The organism is Sphingomonas leidyi (assembly GCF_011761945.1).
Lineage (GTDB): Bacteria > Pseudomonadota > Alphaproteobacteria > Sphingomonadales > Sphingomonadaceae > Sphingomonas > Sphingomonas leidyi.
The window spans coordinates 1,411,573-1,430,486 of the sequence record NZ_JAASQV010000001.1 but is presented as its reverse complement, the minus strand read 5'-3'; the positions used below and the strand labels follow the sequence as shown (position 1 = coordinate 1,430,486).

Genomic DNA, 18,914 nt, shown 5'->3' with positions numbered 1-18,914 from the left:
TGCGCGGATATCAGCTCTTGGTGCCGAACAGGCCGGAGGCCAGGCCGCCGAGCTGGCCGAGCACGCCCTCGCCGCCTTCCTGCATCAGCTGCGAGAAGCGGCCGAGCGAACCCTCGCCACCGATATGGCCGATGATCTCCTGGAGCTTCTCCACCGGCAGGCCGGTCTCCGAGGCGGCACCCTCGGCGGTATCGGTGTCCATCGGGTGGAACTTGGCGAGCGCCTGCACCGCCTGCTCGACATGCTCGGGCGAAAGCCCGACCTTGGAGGCGAGATTGGCCACGTCCACGTTCTGCGAAACCTGGCCGAGAATGCCGTCGAGAATGCTCATGCTGTTGCTCCCGTTACGAGTGATCGGAACGGGAGCAATTTAGCACAGGTTGAAGCGCCCGCCCACAGCCGCCGGAATGGATCGCGCTCAGGCGGTAACCTTGGGCGCCGCCTCGCGCACGCCCGCATCGACATGGTCGGCGAACTGGGCGAAATTCTCGACGAACTGGTCGACCAGCCTGCCGGCGGTCGCATCATAATCCGCCTTGTTCGCCCAGGCGGCACGCGGATCGAGGATCGCGCCGTCCACCCCCGGCACCGCGACCGGCACCATGAAGCCGAAATTGGGATCCCTGCGGAACTCGGCCTGGGCCAGGCTGCCGTCGAGCGCGGCGTTGAGCAATGCCCGCGTCACGCGGATCGGCATGCGCTTGATGCCCGGATCGGTGGCGCGGCCGCCGCTCCAGCCGGTGTTGACCAGCCAGCAATCCACGCCGCCCGTCGCGATCCGCTCCTTGAGCAGATTGCCATAGACCGCCGGATGGCGCGGCATGAAGGCGGCGCCGAAGCAGGTGGAGAAGGTCGCCTCGGGCTCGGTCACGCCGATCTCGGTGCCCGCCACCTTGGCGGTGTAGCCCGAGAGGAAGTGATACATCGCCTGATCGGGCGTCAGCTTGGCGATCGGCGGCATCACGCCGAAGGCATCCGCGGTCAGGAAGATGATGTTGCGCGGCACCGGGCCGAGATTCCGCTCGGAGGTGTTGGGAATGAAGTCGATCGGATAGGCACCGCGGCTGTTCTCGGCGAGGCTGTTGTCCGCGAGATCGAGGGCGCGGCTCTCCTCGTCCATCACCACATTCTCGAGCACCGTGCCGAAGCGCCTGGTCGTCGCGAAGATCTCCGGCTCGGCCTCGGCCGAGAGGTTGATCATCTTGGCGTAGCAGCCGCCCTCGAAATTGAACACGGCGGTGTCCGACCAGCCATGCTCGTCGTCGCCGATCAGCGTGCGCGAGGCATCGGCCGAAAGCGTGGTCTTGCCGGTGCCGGACAGGCCGAAGAACACCGCGGTATCGCCGTCCGCGCCGATGTTCGCCGAACAATGCATCGGCATGATGCCGTCCTGGGGCAGCAGATAGTTGAGGAGCCCGAAGACGCTCTTCTTCATCTCGCCGGCATAGGCGGTGCCGCCGATCAGGATCAGCTTCTCGGTGAAGCTCACCGCGATCACCGTCTCGCTGCGACAGCCATGGCGCTCCGGATCGGCGCGGAAGCTGGGCAGGTCGACGATCGTATACTCGGGCACGAAGCCGGCAAGGTCTCCGGCCGGCGGACGGACCAGCATCGTGCGGATGAACAGATTGTGCCAGGCCAGCTCGTTGATCACGCGCACGTTGACGCGGTGCTCGGCCTGCGAGCCGCCGTGGAGATCCTGCACGAACAGCGTGTCGCGATCCGCCAGCGCGGCAAGGAAATCGGCCTTGAGCGCAGCGAAATGCGCCGGGCTCATCTCCTTGTTGACCTTGCCCCACCAGACACTGTCCTCGGTGGCGGCGTCGCGGACGATGAACTTGTCCTTGGCCGAACGGCCGGTGTGCTTGCCCGTGGTGACGACCAGCGGGCCGTCCTTGGCCAGCTTGCCCTCGCCGCGGCGCACGGCGTGCTCGACGAGCTGCGCGGTCTCCAGGTTCCAGATGATATCGGCGTCCGTCCCGATGCCCATCGCATCGAGACCATGGCGCGGGGTGCGCTCGGTCAAATTGGCCTCCGTCTCCAAGTGCTTGCCCGGATTGTTGCCCTCCGGTGCAATAATATTGCGCGGCCTTGAACCTCAGCCGGACGGGGGTCAACCCGAGTAAACGTTGTCAGCCGATTGAGCGGCAAAGAACTTTCGGTTACGCCACGGATTCAATGGACCCGAGTGCCACACAAGCATGACCGCAACGATCGCGTTGGTCGACGACGACCGCAACATCCTCACCTCCGTCTCGATCGCGTTGCAGACCGAGGGTTTCCTCACGCGCGTCTATTCGGACGGCGAGAGTGCGCTGAAGGCATTGATCGACAATCCGCCCGACCTGGCGGTGCTCGACATCAAGATGCCGAAGATGGACGGGCTCGAGCTGCTCCGCCGGCTGCGCGAGAAGAGCACGATCCCGGTGATCTTCCTCACGAGCAAGGATGACGAGCTGGACGAGGCGCTGGGCCTGGCGATGGGCGCGGACGACTATATTGCCAAGCCGTTCAGCCAGCGCCTGCTGATCGCGCGGATCCGCGCGATCCTGCGCCGTACCGAGGCCACGCAGCCGAGCGCCGAGGGCGGCGAGGAAGTGACCGCCGAGGCGCTGGAGCGCGGCCGGCTCACCATGGACCCGGCGCGCCACCGCGTGACCTGGAACGGCATCAACGTGACGCTGACCGTTACCGAGTTCCTGATCCTGGAGACGCTGGCGCAGCGCCCGGGCATCGTGAAGACCCGCAACCAGCTGATGGATGCCGCCTATCAGGACGACATCTATGTCGATGACCGCACCATCGACAGCCACATCAAGCGCGTGCGCCGCAAGTTCCGGCAGGTCGATTCGCAGTTCGACGCCATCGAGACATTATATGGCGCGGGCTACCGGTTCTCGGACGAATAGGGACGAGCGCGACCTCGCGCTCAAATGGTCCAACCGGGTCAGCCTGACGCCGCGCATCCTCGCGGTGAACATCTTCGCGCTGGCGCTGCTGGGCGGCGGCTTCTCCTATCTCGATTCCTATCGCAGCCGGATCGTCGACAGCCGGGTGGAGCAGGCAGGCCGAGAGGTGCGGCTGATCGCCCAGGCCCTCGCTTCCGCCAAGGACGCGAAACGCCGCGACCTGCTGGTGCTCAGCCTGGCGCGCGACACGGGCACGCGCATCCGCCTGTTCGACGAGAAGGGGAAACTGCTCTCGGACAGCAAGGCGCTGGGCCTGCGCAACGTGGTGCTGCGCGATCCGGACAAGGATCCCTGGGGGCTGGAAGCGGCGCGCTTCCTCGATGCCGTGATCGACACGGTGGCGGGGGCCGACCGCGCGCCGCTCTATCGCGAGCGCCCGGCGGATCAGGGGCTCGACTGGCCGGACGTGCGCACGGCCCTCTCCGCGCATGGCACCCCCGCGACGGTCTGGCGCGCGCCCGATCGCACCCCGGTGATCACCGCCGCCGCGCCGATCACCGAGCTGGGCGTGGTGATGACCACGGTGAACGCGCGCGACATTACCCAGACGGTGCGGGCCGAGCGCTTCCGCCTGGGCATGGTCCTGCTGTTCGTCTCGGTCTTCTCGATCCTGCTGTCGCTGTTCCTGGCGCGCACGATCGTGCGGCCGCTGCGCCTGCTCGCGCGCGCCGCGATCCGGGTGCGGCTGGGGCGCGCGCGCGAAGTGGTGGTGCCCCGCCTGCCCGATCGCAGCGACGAGATCGGCCTGCTCGCCCGCGCACTGTCCGACATGACCCAGGCGCTGCGCGCACGGATCGACGCGACCGAGGCCTTTGCGGCGGACGTCACCCACGAGCTGAAGAACCCCCTCGCCTCGCTGCGCTCCGCGGTGGACGGCATGGCGGCGGTGAAGAAGAAGGAGCATCGCGACCAGCTGCTCGAAATCGTGCGCGACGACGTGTTCCGCCTGGACCGGCTGATCACGGACATCTCGGAGGCTTCCCGGCTCGACGCCCAGCTCAGCCGCGCCACCTTCGAGCCGGTCGATATCGGCGCGATGATCCAGGCGCTGCTCGACCAGCGCGAAGCGCGCGGCATCCCGAACGGCATCCGCATCGCCTTCGATCGCGGGCCGGGCGTCGAGCTCACGGTGCTCGGCGAAGGCGCGCGGCTGGAACGCGTGTTCGAGAACCTGATCGAGAACGCCATCTCCTTCTCGCCGCCCAGGAGCCTGATCGCGATCTCGGCTTCGAGCGACGAGGATTATCTCACCATCCGGGTGGAGGACGAGGGGTCCGGCGTACCCGAAGAGGCACGCGAGAACATCTTCCGCCGCTTTCATTCGGTGCGCCCGCAGGACGAGGCATTCGGCCAGCATTCCGGCCTGGGGCTTGCCATCGCCCGCACGATCGTCGAGGGCCATCAGGGGAGCATTTCAGTCGAATCGCGGGAGGATCGATTGAGCGGGGCGCGATTCGTGGTGCGACTGCCACTGACGGGACGCAATTGATGGCGGAGCTGTCCTCGGAAGCGATTCTGGGCGCCTGCGTGGCGATCGGCGGCCGCGGCGTGCTGATCGAGGCACGCGACGAGGCCCAGCGCACCGACCTGCTGCTCCGCCTGCTGGATCGCGGTGCCACCCTGGTGGCCGATACCCGCACCGTCTGCGTGCGCCGCGGCGCCGAGCTGCTCGGCACGGCACCGACGGGCACTGCCGGCCGCGTCGAGATTCGCGGCATCGGCTCGGTGGAGCTGCCCTGCCTCGCCGAAGTGCCGGTGGCGCTGATCGCGGTGGTGCTCGACACGGCGCCGCGCCTGCCCGAGGATCGGCGCAGCCAGCGCATCGCCGGCGTGGACGTGCCCGTGATCGCGCTTGCCCCCAGCGAGCCGGCCGCACCGATCAAGATCGAATATGCGCTGAAGGCGTTCGCGTGACGAGCAAGCGCCCGAAGCAGATCCTGCTCGTCACCGGCATGTCCGGCGCCGGCAAGTCGACGGTATTGCGCACGCTCGAGGATCTCGGCTGGGAGACCGTCGACAACCTGCCCCTGCTGCTGCTCAACCGCCTGCTCGATACTGCGCCGGGCGACGCCGACGACGATCGGCCGCTCGCCATCGGCATCGGCACCCAGACGCGCGGTTTCGATCCGGAGAACATCGTCCGCCGCATCAAGAAGCTGCGCGAGGAGCACGGCCATGACGTCGGCACGCTGTTCCTCGAATGCTCGGGCGCCGAGCTGGAGCGGCGCTACTCGGAGACGCGCCGCCGCCATCCCATGGCCCAGGATCGCCCTGCACAGGACGGCATCGCGCACGAGCGCGAACTGCTCACCCCGCTCCGGAGTTGGGCGAACCGGCTGATCGACACGACGGATCTCAGCGCCAACGAACTCGCCCAGCAGATCCGGACCACTTTCTCGGGCGCCGGCCTGAGCGACACGATCCTCTCGGTCGTCTCGTTCGGCTTCGCCCGCGGGCTCCCGCGCGATGCCGACCTGGTGTTCGACATGCGCTTCCTGCGTAATCCGCACTGGGATCCGGCGTTGCGCCCCGGCACCGGCAAGGATCCCAAGGTCGCCGCCTATATCGCGGCCGACCCGGCCTATCCGGCGGCGATGGCGCAGATCGAGTCGCTGCTGCTCCTGCTGCTCCCGCGCTACCAGGCCGAGGGAAAGGCGTATGTTACGATAGCGTTCGGATGCACCGGAGGCCGTCACCGTTCGGTGCATGTCGCCGAACGGATGGCCGCGCGGTTGCGCGGCGCGGGTTTTTCGCCCACGGTGACGCATCGTGATACGAAGACCGCGCCGCAGGACTCGCTGGAGGGGGCCCCGGTGACCACGGCAGGGGGCGGAGTTTGAGATGATCGGTTTGGTGCTCGTGACGCACGGACGACTCGCGGAGGAGTTCGTAGTCGCGATGGAGCATGTAGTGGGCAAGCAGGAGCAGGTCGCCTCGATCTGCATCGGGCCCGAGGACGATATGGAAGGTCGCCGCGCGGATATCGCCGCGGCGATCAAGAGCGTCGATTCGGGCCGGGGCGTGATCGTGCTGAGCGACCTGTTCGGCGGTACCCCGTCGAACCTCGCCATTTCGCTGATGGAAGCGGGCCGGGTCGAAGTGATCGCCGGGATCAACCTGCCGATGCTGATCCGTCTGGGCAGCGCGCGCAAGACCATGAAGGTCACCGAAGCGGTGGCCGCGGCGCGCGACGCAGGCCGGAAATATATCACGATCGCATCCGAAGTGCTGGGAGAGGCCGCCGCTTGAACCGCTGCATCCGTATGGTCACGATCGAGAACAAGCGCGGCCTGCACGCGCGCGCCAGCATGGCCTTCGTGACGCTCGCCACCGCCCAGCCGGTCGAACTCACCGTCGAGAAGGACGGCAACACCGCTTCCGGCACGTCGATCCTCGACCTGATGATGCTGGGCGCCGCCAAGGGCGATACCATCTCCATCAGCGCCGAGGGGGATGGCGCCGACGGCGCGGTCCAGGCGCTGGTCGCGCTGGTCGAGGCGCGGTTCAACGAGGAATAGCCTCGGGCGGAAATTGGCATTAGGGCATCGCCGATGCCTCGCGAGATAACCGCCTTTTCCAATCCCCTCATCAAGCGCGTCCGCAACCTGCGCGACAAGAAGCACCGCCGCGAGGAAGGCCTGTTCCTCGCCGAAGGCCTGCGCATCCTCACCGAAGCGCACGAGGCCGGGCGCGTTCCACAATATCTGTTCTTTTCGAAGGACATGGCCGGCCACGCACTGGTCCGAACGCTGATCGCCGCCACCGAGGCCGCGGGCGGCTGGGCGATCGAGACCAATGCCGACATCCTCTCCAAGCTCTCGGGCAAGGACAATCCCGGCGCGGTGGTGGGCGTCTATCCCGACTTCGCCGTGACGCTGGCCGATCTCGACCGGAGCCGGTCGGGCATCTGGCTGGTCGCCGAGCGGCTGCGCGATCCGGGCAATATGGGCACGATCCTGCGCACCGCCGATGCGGTGGGCGCGGGCGGGCTGATCCTGATCGACGACTGTGTCGACCCCTTCTCGGTGGAGGCCGTGCGCGCGAGCATGGGCGCGCTGTTCACCGTGCCGGTGGCCCGGGCGAGCTGGGGCGATTTCCTGGTCTGGCTGCGCAAGGCCCCCGGCCAGCTGGTGGGCCTCAGCCTCGACACCGAGCACGACTATCGCGCGCCCCGCTACGAGGCGCCGACCTTCCTGCTCACCGGCAACGAGGCACAGGGCATGCCCGGCTTCATGGCCGAGGCCTGCGACCTGCTGGTCAAGATCCCCATGCTCGGCAAGGCGGACAGCCTGAACGCCGCCGTGGCCACCGCGGTAATGGCCTATGAGGTGCTCGGCCAGCAACGAAGCTGAACCTCCGATAATCGTTACGGCCATGGAGCGTTCAGCCCGGTCCGCGCATTTCCCGCGGCGAAGAGGAGTGAGACCATGCGCATTTCGACGATCGCCGCCGCCAGCCTGATCGCGCTGACCGCCCTGCCCGCCGCCGCCCAGGCCCAGGGCGAGTATCGCGCTTCGGGCACCGAGCCCTTCTGGAGCCTGACCATCGGCGCGCGGACCATGCGCTTCGAGGCGCCGGGCCGGCCCACGGTCAGCGTCCCCACGCCCAGGGTGATCCACGGCTTTGCCGGCGAGATCTGGCAGACCCGCCGGATCGACGTGAACACCAACCACCGCCAGTGCAGCGACGGGATGAGCGACCGCGTCTATCCCGACACGGTGACGGTCACGGTGGACGGCCGCGCCTTCAAGGGCTGCGGCGGCGAGCCGCGGGTCAGCGCCAGCGTGATCGACGGCAACTGGCGGATCGAAGCGTTGAACGGCCGGCCGGTGCTGCGCGGCACCAGCCCAACGGTCGTGTTCGACCAGGGCCGCATCTCGGGCAATGCGAGCTGCAACCGCTTCACCGGCAGCTATGATTTCGCGCGCGGCCGGCTCAGCACCGGCGGCGTGGCCAGCACGAAGATGGCCTGTATCGATCGCGGCCGGAACCTGCAGGAACAGGCCATTCTCGGCCTGCTCGGCGAGCGCCTGAGCGTGTCGGGCAACCGCGCCGGCAAGCTGGTGCTCACCGGCGCCCGCGGCCGCACCATGACCCTGGCCCGCACCCGGCCCTGAGCGATCGCCCGGGCTATTCGGCCGCTTCCGCCGCGTCCGGGCCCGCCACCAGCTTGGTGAGCGGGCGCGGCGCGCTCTCGACCATCGGCAGCGGCTCGATCTCCTTGGTGCCGCTCGACACTTCCAGCGCCTCGAAACGCTTGGCCTGAGTCATCACCTGGCTCTCCAGGCTGCCGACCATCGCATTATAGGCACCCGTCGCCTGTTCGAGGTTGCGGCCCATCCGGGCGACATGGCCGCCCATGGTGGCAAGCCGCGAGTGCAGCTCCTTGCCGAGCCGGGCGATCTCGGCGGCTTCCTCGGCCAGCTTCTCCTGACGCCAGACGCTGGCGACGGTGCGGGCGATCGCGACGAGGTTGGTGGGCGTGGCGAGCAGCACGCGGCGCTCGAACGCCCATTCCCACAGCGCATCGTCCTGTTCCAGCGCCGCGGTCAGGAAATGCTCGCCGGGAATGTAGAGGATCACATAGTCGGCCGCGTCGCCGAACTGCGCCCAATAGTTTTTCGAGCCGAGCTGTTCGGCATGCCGGCGGATCGCGGCGGCATGCGCGGCGAGGTGGGCGGCGCGGCTGCCCTCCTCATGCGCCTCGCTGGCGTCGAGAAACGCGTTCAGCGAGCATTTCGCGTCGATGATCAGCTTCTTGCCGCCGGGCAGGCGCACGATCACGTCGGGGCGCAGCCGCCCGTCCTCGGTGTTCACCGAAACCTCGGTCTGGAAATCGGCGTGCTGCGACAGGCCGGCCTGTTCGAGCACGTTGCGCAGGCTCTGCTCGCCCCAGCGGCCGCGCGCCTTGGGGCTGGCGCGCAGCGCATTGACCAGCTTGGCGGTCTCGTCGCGCACCTGGGTGTGGCCGGCATGGAGCTGCTGCACCGCCTCGCGCAGCGCCTGATAGCTGCCTACCCGTTCCTTCTCGACTTCGCTCAGGCCCTGCTGGTAGCGCGTGAGCGTCTCCTGCACCGGGGCGAGCAGCGCCTTCATCTTCGCTTCGTTGCTCTCCCCCGCCTGGGCGAAGCGCTGATCGGCGCGCTCGAGGAAGCTCTTCTGCGATTCGCCGAGGATGCGGTGCGCCAGCTCGGCGAAGCGGCTCTCCATGCCGCTGGTCTCGGCCTTGAGGCTGGCCAGCTCGATCTGGGCGCGGCCGAGATCGGCGGCGGCAGCCTTGAACTCCGCCTCGCGGGCATCGCGCTCCGCGCGCATCTGCGCCGCCGGACGCCCGCCCAGGAACATGCCGAGGCCGAGCCCCGTCACGAGCGCGGCAACTGCAATCAGAACCGCCAACAGATCCAAGCCTCGCCTCCCGAAAGGTCACTAAAGTCACGACAGGCGCGCATGCGAGCGCCCGCGCGCGGAACATATACCGAACGCTACGCATAGGACAGCGGGAATTTCGAGGGCGTGCACCGCCGCCCCCGACCGGCCTCAGGCGGCGGCCTTGCGTGCCTTGGCAAGCTTCTTGAGGATCATGTCGCGCTTCAGGCGCGACAGATGGTCGATGAAGACGATGCCCTGAAGATGGTCCATCTCGTGCTGGATGCAGGTGGCGAGCAGGCCCTCGAACACCTCGTCATGCGCGGCGCCCTTCTCGTCCAGCCACTTCACCCGGCAGCGCGCGGGGCGCTCGACATCGGCGAACTGCTCGGGGATCGACAGGCATCCCTCGGTATAGACGGACTGTTCCTCGGCCGGATCGAGAATCTCGGGGTTGATGAAGACGCGCGGCTCGCGGATCGGCTTGCCTTCCTCGTCCTCGCGCTCCTGCAGGTCCATGACGATCACGCGCCTGGGCACGCCCACCTGGATGGCGGCAAGGCCGATGCCGGGCGCGTCGTACATGGTGTCGAACATGTCCGCGATCAGGTCGCGCAACTCGTCGGTCACCTCCGCAACGGGTTCGGAGATGAGGCGCAGGCGCGGATCGGGTACTTCGACAATGGGTAGAATGGCCATTGGCCCAATTTAGGCCGACGGGGCGCATGTCGCAAGATTTGGTTCGCGCGAACGGATTTCAGGCTACCGGCCGTCGCGCTCGCAACGCCTGGGCCAGCGTGCCTTCGTCGAGATAGTCGAGCTCGCCGCCCACCGGCAGGCCATGGGCGAGCTGGGTGACGCGCACCGGATAGGTCTCGATCCGTTCGGCGATGTAATGGGCGGTGGTCTGGCCCTCGAGCGTGGCGTTCATCGCGAGCACCACCTCGTCGATCCCCCCTGCGGCGATCCGGGCGACCAGCCTGTCGATGCGCAGATCCTCGGGCCGGACTCCCTCCAGGGCCGAGAGGCGCCCGCCAAGCACATGGAAACGACCCGGGAACAGCCGCGAGCGATCGAGCGCCCACAGGTCCGCCACTTCCTCGACCACGCAAAGCGCGCGCGTGTCGCGGCGCGGATCGGCGCAGATCTGGCAAGGGTCCGACGTGTCGACATTGCCGCAGATCCCGCAGGTGGCCAGGTTGCGGCTCACCGCGCCCAGCGCCGAGAGCAGCGGATCGAGCGCCGTCTCGCGCTTCTTGAGCAAGTGAAGCACCGCGCGGCGCGCCGAACGGGGGCCGAGGCCGGGAAGTCGCGACAGGGCCTGGGTGAGCGCTTCGATCTCGGGAGATGCCATGGATGGAGATGTAGCCATGCAGGAACAGAAAGGAAACCATGCCGTTGTCCCGCGGCACTTCCGCCCTCGTCCCCGCCAAGGTAGGGATGACGGGAAGGTGCTGGGCGGCTAGAGACCCGCCTATGCGAGTGATATTCATGGGAACCCCGGATTTCGCGGTGCCGGCGCTCGATGCGCTGGTCGAGGCCGGGCACGACGTCGTGGCGGCCTACAGCCAGCCGCCGCGCGCCGGCGGGCGGCGGGGCAAGGCGCTGACGCCTTCGCCGGTGCATGCCCGGGCCGAGGAACTGGGGATCGACGTGCGCACGCCGCTCTCCTTCCGGAAGGAACCGGAGGCGATCGCGGCCTTCGCCGCGCTGGAGGCGGATGTGGCGGTGGTCGCCGCCTATGGCCTGATCCTGCCTCAGGCACTGCTCGATGCGCCAAGGCATGGCTGCCTCAACATCCATGGCTCGCTGCTGCCGAGATGGCGTGGCGCCGCGCCGATCCAGCGGGCGATCCTGGCCGGGGATGACGAGACCGGCGTCGGCATCATGCAGATGGAAGCGGGGCTCGATACCGGTCCGGTACGGCTGGAGGAGCGGATTCCCATCGGCGCCCAGGATAGCAGCGGCACGATCTCTCACCGGCTTTCGCTGCTGGGCGCCAAGCTGATGGTGCGGGTGCTCGACGACATCGCGCGCTATCCACCGCAACCCCAGGCGGCGGAAGGCGTGACCTATGCCGCCAAGGTCGACAAATCCGAAGCGCGGATCGATTGGAGCGTCGGCGCCCGGCAGGTCGATCGCCATGTCCGGGCGTTCAACCCCGCACCGGGGGCATGGTTCGAACATGCCGGCGAACGCATCAAGGTGCTGACTGCCCATATCCAGAGCAGCTCCGAAAATCCTGGCGATATCCACTACCGCACTACGCCGGGCCTCGTCCTGGACGCCCAACTCGCGATCGGCTGCGGAGACGGCGCCATCCGGCCGGATACCGTGCAACGCGCGGGCCGTGGCGTCATGACGGTAACCGAGCTGCTGCGCGGCTTTCCCGTTCCTCCGGGTACCCGGCTTTGACGCGGTTCGCGCTTACGGTGGAGTTCGACGGGCGGCCCTTCATGGGCTGGCAGCGACAGGACCATGGTCCGAGCGTGCAACAGGCGATCGAGGAGGCCGCCTTTGCCGTCACCGGCGAGCGCGCCTCGGTGCAGGCGGCGGGGCGCACCGATGCGGGCGTCCATGCGCTCGCCATGCGGGCGCACATCGATATCGACAAGCCGATTGCGGCCTTCCGGCTGATGGAAGCGCTCAATGCCCGCGTGCGGCCCAATCCGGTGGCGATTCTCGATTGCGCCGAAGTCGCGGATGACTGGCACGCGCGTTTCTCGTGCGTTGCACGCCATTATGAGTATAGAATCTCGACAAGGCGGGCGCCGCTCACCTGGGAGAAGGGCCTTGCCTGGCGGGTGATCCCGCCGCTCGATGCGGGGCTGATGGCACAGGGCGCGGCCCGGCTGGTGGGTCGACACGACTTCACTACCTTCCGCTCGGTCCATTGCCAGGCCGACAGCCCCTTGCGCACGCTCGACCGACTCGACGTGGTGCAGGATGGCGAGCGGATCAGCGTGTTCGCCTCGGCCCGCTCCTTCCTCCACCATCAGGTGCGCTCGATGGTGGGGTGCCTGGTGCTGGTCGGCCAGGGGCGCTGGAGCCCCGACGACATGCGCGCGGCGCTGGAAGCCCGCGACCGCGCGGCGCTGGGCCTCAACGCACCGTCGGACGGGCTGTTCTTCCTCAGGGCCGACTATCCCTGAAGTCCCTCCCGCGCATGGGCGGATTACCCCTGCCGGCTGAACCGCGCTGCCAGCTCGACATGGGTCGACCAACGGAACTGGCCGACCGGCTGAATCCAGTCCAGAGCGTACCCACTCTCGCATAATATCTGCGCATCACGCGCGAACGTACTGGGATTACAGGAAACATAGGCGATAAGAGGGGTTCGCGCCTTGGCAATCTCGGCCACCTGCTCCCGTGCGCCGGCGCGCGGAGGATCGAGGACCAGGGCTTCGAACTTGTCGAGATCGGCGCCGGTCACCGGGCGGCGGAACAGGTCGCGATGGTCGGCGAAGACCAGCCGGCGGGCCTGCGCCGCCGCGGCCTTGAGCGACAGGATCGAGTCGCGCGCCGCTTCGGCCGCATAGACCTTGGCCTCGGGAAAGGCGAAGGTGAAGGTGCCAAGCCCGGCGAACAGATCCGCGACAGTGCCGGCATTGCCGACGATCTCGCGGGCCGCGGAGACCAGCGCCGTCTCGCCCTCGGCCGTCGCCTGGAGGAAATTGGCCGGCGGGAATGGCACGGCGACGCCGCCGAGCGTGATGGTGACGGGGTCCGGCTCCCAGCGCGCGGTGGGGCCCAGCCCCTCGTCCATCGCGAAGCGGGCGAGCTGGTGGCGCTGGGCGAAGGCAGTGATCGCCTCGGCGGCGGCCAGCCCCTCGGCCTCCAGCCCGTCGAGCAGCAGGTCCACGCCCTGGTCGGCCCTGGCGAGATGGATGTTGATCCGCCGCGATGCCGGCAGCATCGCGGCGAGCAGGCCCCGGAGCGGCGCAAGCAGCGCGAACAGTTCGGGGGCGAGGACATGGCATTCCTGCAGGTCGATCAGCGCGTGGCTGCCCTGCGCGGTGAAGCCGATATGGACCTGGCGGCCGCGGCGCTCGGCATGGAGCGTGGCGCGGCGGCGAGTGCGCGGCGGCGACAGCTGGGGCGTGCGGATCTCGGTCTCGAGCTTGTGCTGGGCGAGCGCGCCGGCGATCCGGTCGACGATGAAACCGCTCCACGCCGCATCGTCGAGATGCTGGAGCTGGCAGCCGCCGCATTCCGGGAAATGGCGGCAGGGCGGCTCGCGATGGTGCGGACCGGGGAGGATAGCGCCATCGGCGCCGATCCGGTCGCCGGGCGCGGCAAGGGGCACGTAACGGCCATCGGCGGTGACGCCCTCGCCGCGCCCCGCGACGCGGAGGACTTCGCTCAGAGACATTCGGAGATCGCCTGGGAAAGATGCATCGGCAGCGCATCGGCGATGAAAGCCGGCCCCGCAAGAGCCGCCGCACGAGCATGGAGCCAAACCGCTGTTTCGGCAGCATCCTTATTGCCCGCAGCAACTTGCGCGGCAAGCGTGCCGGCAAGCACGTCGCCGGTGCCTGCGGTGGAGAGCCAGGACGAAGCCCGGGCGAGCACGCGGGCCTCGCCACGGGGCGTGGCGATCACCGTATCGGCGCCCTTGTGGATTATGGTCGTTCGAGATTCTGACGCTGCTGCAATAGTTTGCACGATCTTGTCGCCATTACCTTCGAACATCCGGCCGAACTCGCCCGCATGGGGCGTGAGCCAGGTCGCGGCGGTGCGGCGCTGCAGCCAGGCGGCAGCGGATTTTCCCAGCAAGGTCAGCGCGTCGCCATCGAGGATCAAGGGAAGATCGGCGTTCAGCGCGGCCTTTAGCAGCCCTTCGGCGCGGCGATCGCGGCCCAGTCCGGGGCCGATCAGGATTCCCCCGATACGCTTCTCGGTGAGGAAATCGGCCAGATCGTCGCCATTCGCGATCCTGTGGCGCACCAGCGCGTCGGGACCGCCGCTGCCCTCGTCGCGGCAGGCGAGGATCGTGTAGCCGGCGCCGCCCGCCATGGCGGCATGGGCGGCGAGCCGGGCGGCGCCGGGCATGTCGCCCTCGACCACTACGACCAGGCCGCGGCTGTACTTATGGGCACGCGGCCCCGGAGCCGTCAGCTTCGGCCGGGCAACGGTGCGCCAGTCGCTCTCCACCGGGATGCCGATATCGGCGAGCAGGACCTGTCCGCAGCGTTCCAGCCCGGCATCGAGGAGATGCGCGGGCTTGAGCGCCCCCAGCGCCAGCGTCGCGCCGATCCCGCGTGGCGCGCCCAGATCGGCGCCGCTGTCGGTGGCCAGGCCCGAGGGCAAGTCGATCGCGAGGGAGAAACGGGCGGCGGCGACCAGCTCGGCCAGGACCGGCGCGATGCCGCGCTCGAGCGGGCGGGTGAGGCCGGTGCCGAACAACCCGTCGACCAGCACCGGGCGCGGCCGGGCCTGGTAGAGCGCGCCCACGTCCCCGCCCCAGCGCTCCAGCATCGCCCGCGCAGCAGGCGTGCCGGGCTCGCCACAGGCGGCGACCGCGACGTCATGGCCGGCTGCCTTCAGCAGGCGCGCGGCGGCATAGGCATCGCCGCCATTGTTGCCGGGCCCGGCCAGGACGAGGATCGGGCTGCTCCGGGCGAAGCGCGCCACAGCGCCCGTCACGGCGGCGCCGGCACGCTCCATCACGTCCAGCTGGGGTTCGCGCCGGAACAGCGCCTCCTCGGCGGCGCGCATCCGGGCAGCGGTGACGATCGGCGCGCCGGGCGGGATCATTGCCCTGCCCTCGCCCCGCGCACCGTAGCGGGCAAGCGATAGCGCGCGCCGCCGATCGCGACTTCGATCAGGTCCGGGGCAAGCGGCGTCACCACGGCCTTCTCGGCACCATCGGCGGCGACCACCCCGCGCCCGTCGGTAGTGACGAGCAGGCGGCGGAACCCGCCATCGGGATGGCGCAGGGTAAGGAACAGCCCGTCCTGCGACTGGACCCGATCGATCGTGCAGGCGAAGGAAAAGGCCTCGGCACCGGGCGGCGCGCATTCGATGCGGCCCTCCGCCTTCTCCCGCTTCTCCGCCTGGACCTGGTTGCGGGCCTCCGCCGCCTTGTCGCGGACCTGGGTGTCGCAGGCGGCGAGGAGGACGAGCGCAGCCAGCGGAAATGCCCGTTGCGCGCCGCCCCCGGCCCCGGGGGAGAGAGAAGGACCTGGTCTAGATATCCGCGAAGACATGGGTTTCGGCGCTGGCTCCCGGGTGCGTTACCGCTCCCTTATAGGCAGGGCCGACATTCCGGGAAAAGCGCCAGAGCGCGCCGGACTGGTAATCGTTCGCGCGCGGCCGCCATCTGGCGCGGCGTTCGGCGAGCACGTCCTCGGGCACGTTGAGGTCCACGGTGCCGGCCTCGGCATCGATGCTGATCTCGTCGCCATCCTCGACCAGGGCGATCGGGCCGCCATCGGCCGCCTCGGGCCCGACATGGCCGATGCAGAAACCGCGCGTGCCGCCCGAGAAACGGCCGTCGGTGATCAGCGCCACCTTCTCGCCCAGCCCCTGGCCATAGAGGGCCGCGGTGGTCGACAGCATCTCGCGCATGCCGGGACCGCCCTTGGGCCCTTCATAGCGGATGACGACGACCGTCCCCTCCTCGATCGCATTGGCCTCGACCGCGGCAAAGGCATCCTCCTCGCGCTCGAACACTTTGGCCGTGCCGGTGAACTGGAGCCGCTTCATCCCCGCGACCTTCACGATCGCGCCCTCCGGCGCCAGCGAGCCGCGCAGCCCGACCACGCCGCCGGTGGGCGTGATCGGCGTCCTGGCGTCGTAGATGACCTTCTGGTCGGGGTTCCAGGTGACCTCGTCGATATTCTCGCCCAGCGTCTTCCCCGTCACCGTCAGGCAGTCGAGGTGGAGGAAGCCCTCCGCCGCCAGCGTCTTCATCAGCATGTAGATGCCACCCGCCTCGTGCATGTCGCGGGCGACATAGCGGCCGCCGGGCTTCAGGTCGGCGACATAGGGCGTGGTCTTGAAGATCTCGGCAACGTCGAACAGGTCGAACGCGATGCCCGCCTCATTGGCCATCGCCGGCAAGTGCAGCGCGCCGTTGGTGGACCCGCCCGTCGCGGCGACGATGCGGGCGGCGTTCTCGAACGCCTCCCGCGTGCAGATGTCGCGCGGGCGGATGTTGCGGGCGATCAGCTCCATCACCTGGCGGCCCGCCGCGACCGCGATCTCCTCACGCGATTTGTAAGGAGCCGGAGCCATATTGCTGTTTGGCAAGGACAAGCCGATCGCCTCGGCAACGCAGGCCATGGTGTTGGCGGTATATTGGCCGCCACAGGCGCCATGCCCCGGACAGGCCGCCTTCTCGATCTCGGTGACTTCCGAGAGCGGGCATTTGCCGGCGGCATAGCGGCCGACGACTTCGAACACGTCGATCACCGTCAGGTCGCGGTCATGCCAGCGGCCCGGCAGGATCGAGCCGCCATAGACGAAGATCGACGGCACGTTGAGGCGGAGCATCGCCATCATCATGCCGGGAAGCGACTTGTCGCACCCCGCGAAGGTGACGAGCGCGTCGTAGCAATGGCCGCGGACCGACAGCTCGACCGAGTCGGCGATGACTTCGCGGCTCACCAGCGAGGACTTCATCCCCTGGTGCCCCATGGCGATGCCGTCGGTCACGGTGATGGTGTTGAAGCGACGGGGCATGCCGCCGCCCGCGTTCACACCCTGGCGGCACCAGTCCGCCTGCTGATCGAGCGTGGTGTTGCACGGCGCGCTGTCATTGCCCGCCGAGGCGATGCCGACGAACGGCCGGGCGATCTCCTCCTCGGTGAGGCCCATGGCGTAATAGTAGCTGCGGTGCGGGGCACTCTCCACGCCGACGGAAACATAGCGGCTGGGGAGCTTGGACTTGTCGAATCGCTGGGTCATGATGCGCAAGCCTATGTCGCGAGAAGGCGGTTTTACGCAAGACTATTGCGCAAACTTTTTGTGGCGGAGGAAGAAGCGCGCCTGTGCCCGGCCTCCCATCTGCCGTCGTCCCGGCTTTCGCGGGGATGACGGCTATCGGAGCAAATGCCCCGCCAGCGCCGCCAGCACCGCCGCCCACTCCGCCACCCCGGCATCATCGCGGATCAGGTCGTTGCGGATCTCGATCGCGACCGAGGGGATGCCCTGCCCCTCGGCATGGCGGTTTAGCGTCGCGTTCAGCAGCCGGCCCGAATAGGGCTCGTTGTCACCGGTGACGAAGCCGTGCTCCCGGAAGAAGGCGACCGTCGGGTGCGCGGCGCGGACATCGCGGTTGTAGAGCACGCCCACCTGCCAGGGCCGATCGGTGCCGCCATGTTCCAGGCAAGGCGTGAAGCTGTGGATCGAGAGGATCAACCTGGGCCGCTGGGCGCGGACATGGTCGCGAAGCACGCGGTGATAGGGCGCATGGAAACGGGCGATGCGCCCGGCCCGGTCGACCGTTTCGTTGCCGGGGATCGGATGGCCGTCGCTCCGGTGCGGGATCAGGCCGATATGATCGGGTTCGCGGTGCAGGTCGATCACCAGCCGCGAGACCGTGGCAAGGATCGCCGGGCAGCCGAGCCGGGCCGCCAGCGCGCGCGTGACGGCGGCGGCGCCGATATCGATGGCGATGTGATTGTCGAGCAGCGCGGGATCGATGCCGAGATCGATGTCCGCCGGCACGGCGCTGGAGGCGTGGTCGCACAACAGGAGCACGCCCCGGGCACTGCCTTCCAGGATCTCGGCGGCGCTCACCAGCCGGGGCTCCGGCGCGCGCGGAAGGCGGCAAGGCCCTCGGCGAATTCGGGGCCGCCGAACGCGTCCTCGAAGTCGCGGTCGGTCTGTTCGCCGCCCAGGGTGCGCTTGAGCAGCCTGACCGCCTGGGGGGCGTTGCCCGCGATCGCGTTCGCCATGGCGGTGGCGGTCTCGATCGCCTTGCGGGTCTTGAGCTCGACCAGCCCGATCTTGTGGACCTCGTCGGGCCGCAGCTTGTCGCCGGTGAAGAGCAGCAGCGCAGCCATGCCCCTCCCCACCTGCGCCTCCAGCCGGGCGACGTCCTCGCGCGGATAGCCGATCCCCAGCCGGGCGGGCGTGATCGCGAATTCGGCCTGGGCGCCGGCGATGCGGATATCGGCGGCGAGGATCAGCGCCACCGCTGCGCCGAAGCAGCCGCCATCGACCGCAGCGATCACCGGCATGGGCAGCGCGGCGATCGCCTCGATCCCCTCGCGCATGGCCTGGCGGAAACGGGTGCGCAGCGCCGGATCGGCCTGGAGCTGCTCGAACTCGCGGATATCGGCGCCGGCGGAGAAGATGCCGGGCACGTCGGACCTGAGGATCACGGCGCGGGCATCGCCGACATCGCGCGCCGCGGCGGCCAGCGCCTGCCAGGCCGCGGTGGGGAGCGCGTTCTTCGCCTCGGGCCGGGCGAGCGCGATGGTGGCGACATGGCCGTTGCGGGTGAGATGGATCATGGCGCGGATCGGCCCGAATGGGGCGGCGCTGTCAAGGGGATGGGTGCCAGGATGGGGCGGGCTTTCGCCCGCGCCACCGACAGACGTTCTGCTCCCGGCAGTCGATCCGCTGGCC

The 18,914-nt window shown here is 68.8% G+C and carries 21 protein-coding genes; 10 read left to right on the top strand and 11 right to left on the bottom strand.

Features of this window, described 5'->3' with window-relative positions; translation table 11 throughout:
- Positions 1 to 10 precede the first annotated feature (10 nt).
- Positions 11 to 331, bottom strand: coding sequence for a hypothetical protein (locus FHR20_RS06890; protein ID WP_167298804.1), 321 nt, complete (start codon positions 329 to 331; stop codon positions 11 to 13).
- An 87-nt stretch (positions 332 to 418) separates the two neighbouring features.
- Positions 419 to 2,026: a phosphoenolpyruvate carboxykinase gene (locus FHR20_RS06885; protein WP_167298803.1), complete on the bottom strand. Its 1,608-nt coding sequence runs from the start codon at positions 2,024 to 2,026 to the stop codon at positions 419 to 421.
- Positions 2,027 to 2,201: 175 nt separating this feature from the next.
- Between FHR20_RS06885 and FHR20_RS06880 the strand changes: the two genes are divergently transcribed.
- The 8 genes from FHR20_RS06880 (at position 2,202) to FHR20_RS06845 (ending at position 8,086) form a co-directional block, all read left to right on the top strand.
- Entirely contained in the window at positions 2,202 to 2,909 is a 708-nt protein-coding gene (locus FHR20_RS06880) for a response regulator transcription factor (protein ID WP_086129571.1), read from the top strand.
- Entirely contained in the window at positions 2,878 to 4,458 is a 1,581-nt protein-coding gene (locus FHR20_RS06875) for a sensor histidine kinase (RefSeq protein ID WP_167298802.1), read from the top strand. The genes FHR20_RS06880 and FHR20_RS06875 overlap by 32 nt, the downstream gene beginning before the upstream one ends.
- Complete coding sequence (locus FHR20_RS06870; protein ID WP_167298801.1) at positions 4,458 to 4,883, top strand: HPr kinase/phosphorylase; 426 nt, start codon at positions 4,458 to 4,460, stop codon at positions 4,881 to 4,883. Before FHR20_RS06875 ends, FHR20_RS06870 begins: the two co-directional genes overlap by 1 nt.
- Positions 4,880 to 5,809, top strand: a complete 930-nt coding sequence (gene rapZ, locus FHR20_RS06865) for an RNase adapter RapZ (RefSeq protein WP_167298800.1) — start codon at positions 4,880 to 4,882, stop codon at positions 5,807 to 5,809. Before FHR20_RS06870 ends, rapZ begins: the two co-directional genes overlap by 4 nt.
- A 1-nt stretch (position 5,810) precedes the next feature.
- Complete coding sequence (locus FHR20_RS06860; RefSeq protein WP_086129567.1) at positions 5,811 to 6,218, top strand: PTS sugar transporter subunit IIA; 408 nt, start codon at positions 5,811 to 5,813, stop codon at positions 6,216 to 6,218.
- 14 nt (positions 6,219 to 6,232) lie between these two features.
- Positions 6,233 to 6,487: an HPr family phosphocarrier protein gene (locus FHR20_RS06855; protein ID WP_373384898.1), complete on the top strand. Its 255-nt coding sequence runs from the start codon at positions 6,233 to 6,235 to the stop codon at positions 6,485 to 6,487.
- 33 nt (positions 6,488 to 6,520) lie between these two features.
- Positions 6,521 to 7,321, top strand: a complete 801-nt coding sequence (locus tag FHR20_RS06850; RefSeq protein WP_167298799.1) for a TrmH family RNA methyltransferase — start codon at positions 6,521 to 6,523, stop codon at positions 7,319 to 7,321.
- A gap of 75 nt (positions 7,322 to 7,396) precedes the next feature.
- Positions 7,397 to 8,086 carry an META domain-containing protein gene (locus tag FHR20_RS06845; RefSeq protein ID WP_167298798.1) on the top strand — a complete coding sequence of 230 codons (690 nt, stop codon included), beginning with the start codon at positions 7,397 to 7,399 and terminating at the stop codon, positions 8,084 to 8,086.
- Positions 8,087 to 8,099: 13 nt separating this feature from the next.
- Here FHR20_RS06845 and FHR20_RS06840 read toward each other — a convergent pair whose 3' ends face one another.
- From FHR20_RS06840 to recR, 3 genes are all read right to left on the bottom strand, one after another.
- Entirely contained in the window at positions 8,100 to 9,365 is a 1,266-nt protein-coding gene (locus tag FHR20_RS06840) for a DNA recombination protein RmuC (protein ID WP_341786414.1), read from the bottom strand.
- A 141-nt stretch (positions 9,366 to 9,506) separates the two neighbouring features.
- Complete coding sequence (gene def, locus FHR20_RS06835) at positions 9,507 to 10,034, bottom strand: peptide deformylase (protein WP_167298797.1); 528 nt, start codon at positions 10,032 to 10,034, stop codon at positions 9,507 to 9,509.
- Between the two features lie 58 nt (positions 10,035 to 10,092).
- On the bottom strand, positions 10,093 to 10,689 hold the full coding sequence (gene recR, locus FHR20_RS06830; protein WP_086129561.1) for a recombination mediator RecR: 597 nt from the start codon (positions 10,687 to 10,689) through the stop codon (positions 10,093 to 10,095).
- A gap of 122 nt (positions 10,690 to 10,811) precedes the next feature.
- Between recR and fmt the strand changes: the two genes are divergently transcribed.
- Positions 10,812 to 11,750: a methionyl-tRNA formyltransferase gene (gene fmt / locus FHR20_RS06825; RefSeq protein WP_167298796.1), complete on the top strand. Its 939-nt coding sequence runs from the start codon at positions 10,812 to 10,814 to the stop codon at positions 11,748 to 11,750.
- The gene (gene truA / locus FHR20_RS06820; protein ID WP_167298795.1) at positions 11,747 to 12,487 is read left to right on the top strand and encodes a tRNA pseudouridine(38-40) synthase TruA; all 741 of its coding nucleotides are present in this window, start codon (positions 11,747 to 11,749) and stop codon (positions 12,485 to 12,487) included. The genes fmt and truA overlap by 4 nt, the downstream gene beginning before the upstream one ends.
- Positions 12,488 to 12,510: 23 nt before the next feature.
- On the opposite strand, the gene FHR20_RS06815 is transcribed toward truA, so the two are convergent.
- From FHR20_RS06815 to FHR20_RS06790, 6 genes are all read right to left on the bottom strand, one after another.
- Positions 12,511 to 13,707, bottom strand: a complete 1,197-nt coding sequence (locus FHR20_RS06815; protein ID WP_167298794.1) for a class I SAM-dependent RNA methyltransferase — start codon at positions 13,705 to 13,707, stop codon at positions 12,511 to 12,513.
- The gene (locus FHR20_RS06810) at positions 13,698 to 15,092 is read right to left on the bottom strand and encodes an NAD(P)H-hydrate dehydratase (RefSeq protein WP_167298793.1); all 1,395 of its coding nucleotides are present in this window, start codon (positions 15,090 to 15,092) and stop codon (positions 13,698 to 13,700) included. Before FHR20_RS06810 ends, FHR20_RS06815 begins: the two co-directional genes overlap by 10 nt.
- Positions 15,089 to 15,544, bottom strand: coding sequence for a hypothetical protein (locus FHR20_RS06805; protein ID WP_243857143.1), 456 nt, complete (start codon positions 15,542 to 15,544; stop codon positions 15,089 to 15,091). Before FHR20_RS06805 ends, FHR20_RS06810 begins: the two co-directional genes overlap by 4 nt.
- The gene (gene ilvD / locus FHR20_RS06800; protein ID WP_167298792.1) at positions 15,525 to 17,246 is read right to left on the bottom strand and encodes a dihydroxy-acid dehydratase; all 1,722 of its coding nucleotides are present in this window, start codon (positions 17,244 to 17,246) and stop codon (positions 15,525 to 15,527) included. Before ilvD ends, FHR20_RS06805 begins: the two co-directional genes overlap by 20 nt.
- Positions 17,247 to 17,378: 132 nt before the next feature.
- Positions 17,379 to 18,080: an N-formylglutamate amidohydrolase gene (locus FHR20_RS06795; protein WP_167298791.1), complete on the bottom strand. Its 702-nt coding sequence runs from the start codon at positions 18,078 to 18,080 to the stop codon at positions 17,379 to 17,381.
- A complete protein-coding gene (locus tag FHR20_RS06790; RefSeq protein WP_167298790.1) occupies positions 18,077 to 18,799 on the bottom strand; it encodes an enoyl-CoA hydratase/isomerase family protein in 723 nt (240 codons plus the stop codon). The genes FHR20_RS06795 and FHR20_RS06790 overlap by 4 nt, the downstream gene beginning before the upstream one ends.
- Positions 18,800 to 18,914: the final 115 nt, after the last annotated feature.

Bases quoted from the DNA above. Each gene is read 5' to 3' on its own strand.
- FHR20_RS06880 (WP_086129571.1), top strand. From the start codon at position 2,202: ATGACCGCAACGATCGCGTTGGTCGACGACGACCGCAACATCCTCACC.
- FHR20_RS06890 (WP_167298804.1), bottom strand. From the start codon at position 331: ATGAGCATTCTCGACGGCATTCTCGGCCAGGTTTCGCAGAACGTGGAC.
- FHR20_RS06855 (WP_373384898.1), top strand. From the start codon at position 6,233: ATGGTCACGATCGAGAACAAGCGCGGCCTGCACGCGCGCGCCAGCATG.
- FHR20_RS06790 (WP_167298790.1), bottom strand. From the start codon at position 18,799: ATGATCCATCTCACCCGCAACGGCCATGTCGCCACCATCGCGCTCGCC.
- FHR20_RS06845 (WP_167298798.1), top strand. From the start codon at position 7,397: ATGCGCATTTCGACGATCGCCGCCGCCAGCCTGATCGCGCTGACCGCC.
- FHR20_RS06805 (WP_243857143.1), bottom strand. From the start codon at position 15,544: ATGTCTTCGCGGATATCTAGACCAGGTCCTTCTCTCTCCCCCGGGGCC.
- recR (WP_086129561.1), bottom strand. From the start codon at position 10,689: ATGGCATCTCCCGAGATCGAAGCGCTCACCCAGGCCCTGTCGCGACTT.
- FHR20_RS06870 (WP_167298801.1), top strand. From the start codon at position 4,458: ATGGCGGAGCTGTCCTCGGAAGCGATTCTGGGCGCCTGCGTGGCGATC.
- FHR20_RS06815 (WP_167298794.1), bottom strand. From the start codon at position 13,707: ATGTCTCTGAGCGAAGTCCTCCGCGTCGCGGGGCGCGGCGAGGGCGTC.
- FHR20_RS06810 (WP_167298793.1), bottom strand. From the start codon at position 15,092: ATGATCCCGCCCGGCGCGCCGATCGTCACCGCTGCCCGGATGCGCGCC.
- fmt (WP_167298796.1), top strand. From the start codon at position 10,812: ATGCGAGTGATATTCATGGGAACCCCGGATTTCGCGGTGCCGGCGCTC.
- FHR20_RS06875 (WP_167298802.1), top strand. From the start codon at position 2,878: ATGGCGCGGGCTACCGGTTCTCGGACGAATAGGGACGAGCGCGACCTC.
- FHR20_RS06850 (WP_167298799.1), top strand. From the start codon at position 6,521: ATGCCTCGCGAGATAACCGCCTTTTCCAATCCCCTCATCAAGCGCGTC.
- FHR20_RS06860 (WP_086129567.1), top strand. From the start codon at position 5,811: ATGATCGGTTTGGTGCTCGTGACGCACGGACGACTCGCGGAGGAGTTC.
- def (WP_167298797.1), bottom strand. From the start codon at position 10,034: ATGGCCATTCTACCCATTGTCGAAGTACCCGATCCGCGCCTGCGCCTC.
- ilvD (WP_167298792.1), bottom strand. From the start codon at position 17,246: ATGACCCAGCGATTCGACAAGTCCAAGCTCCCCAGCCGCTATGTTTCC.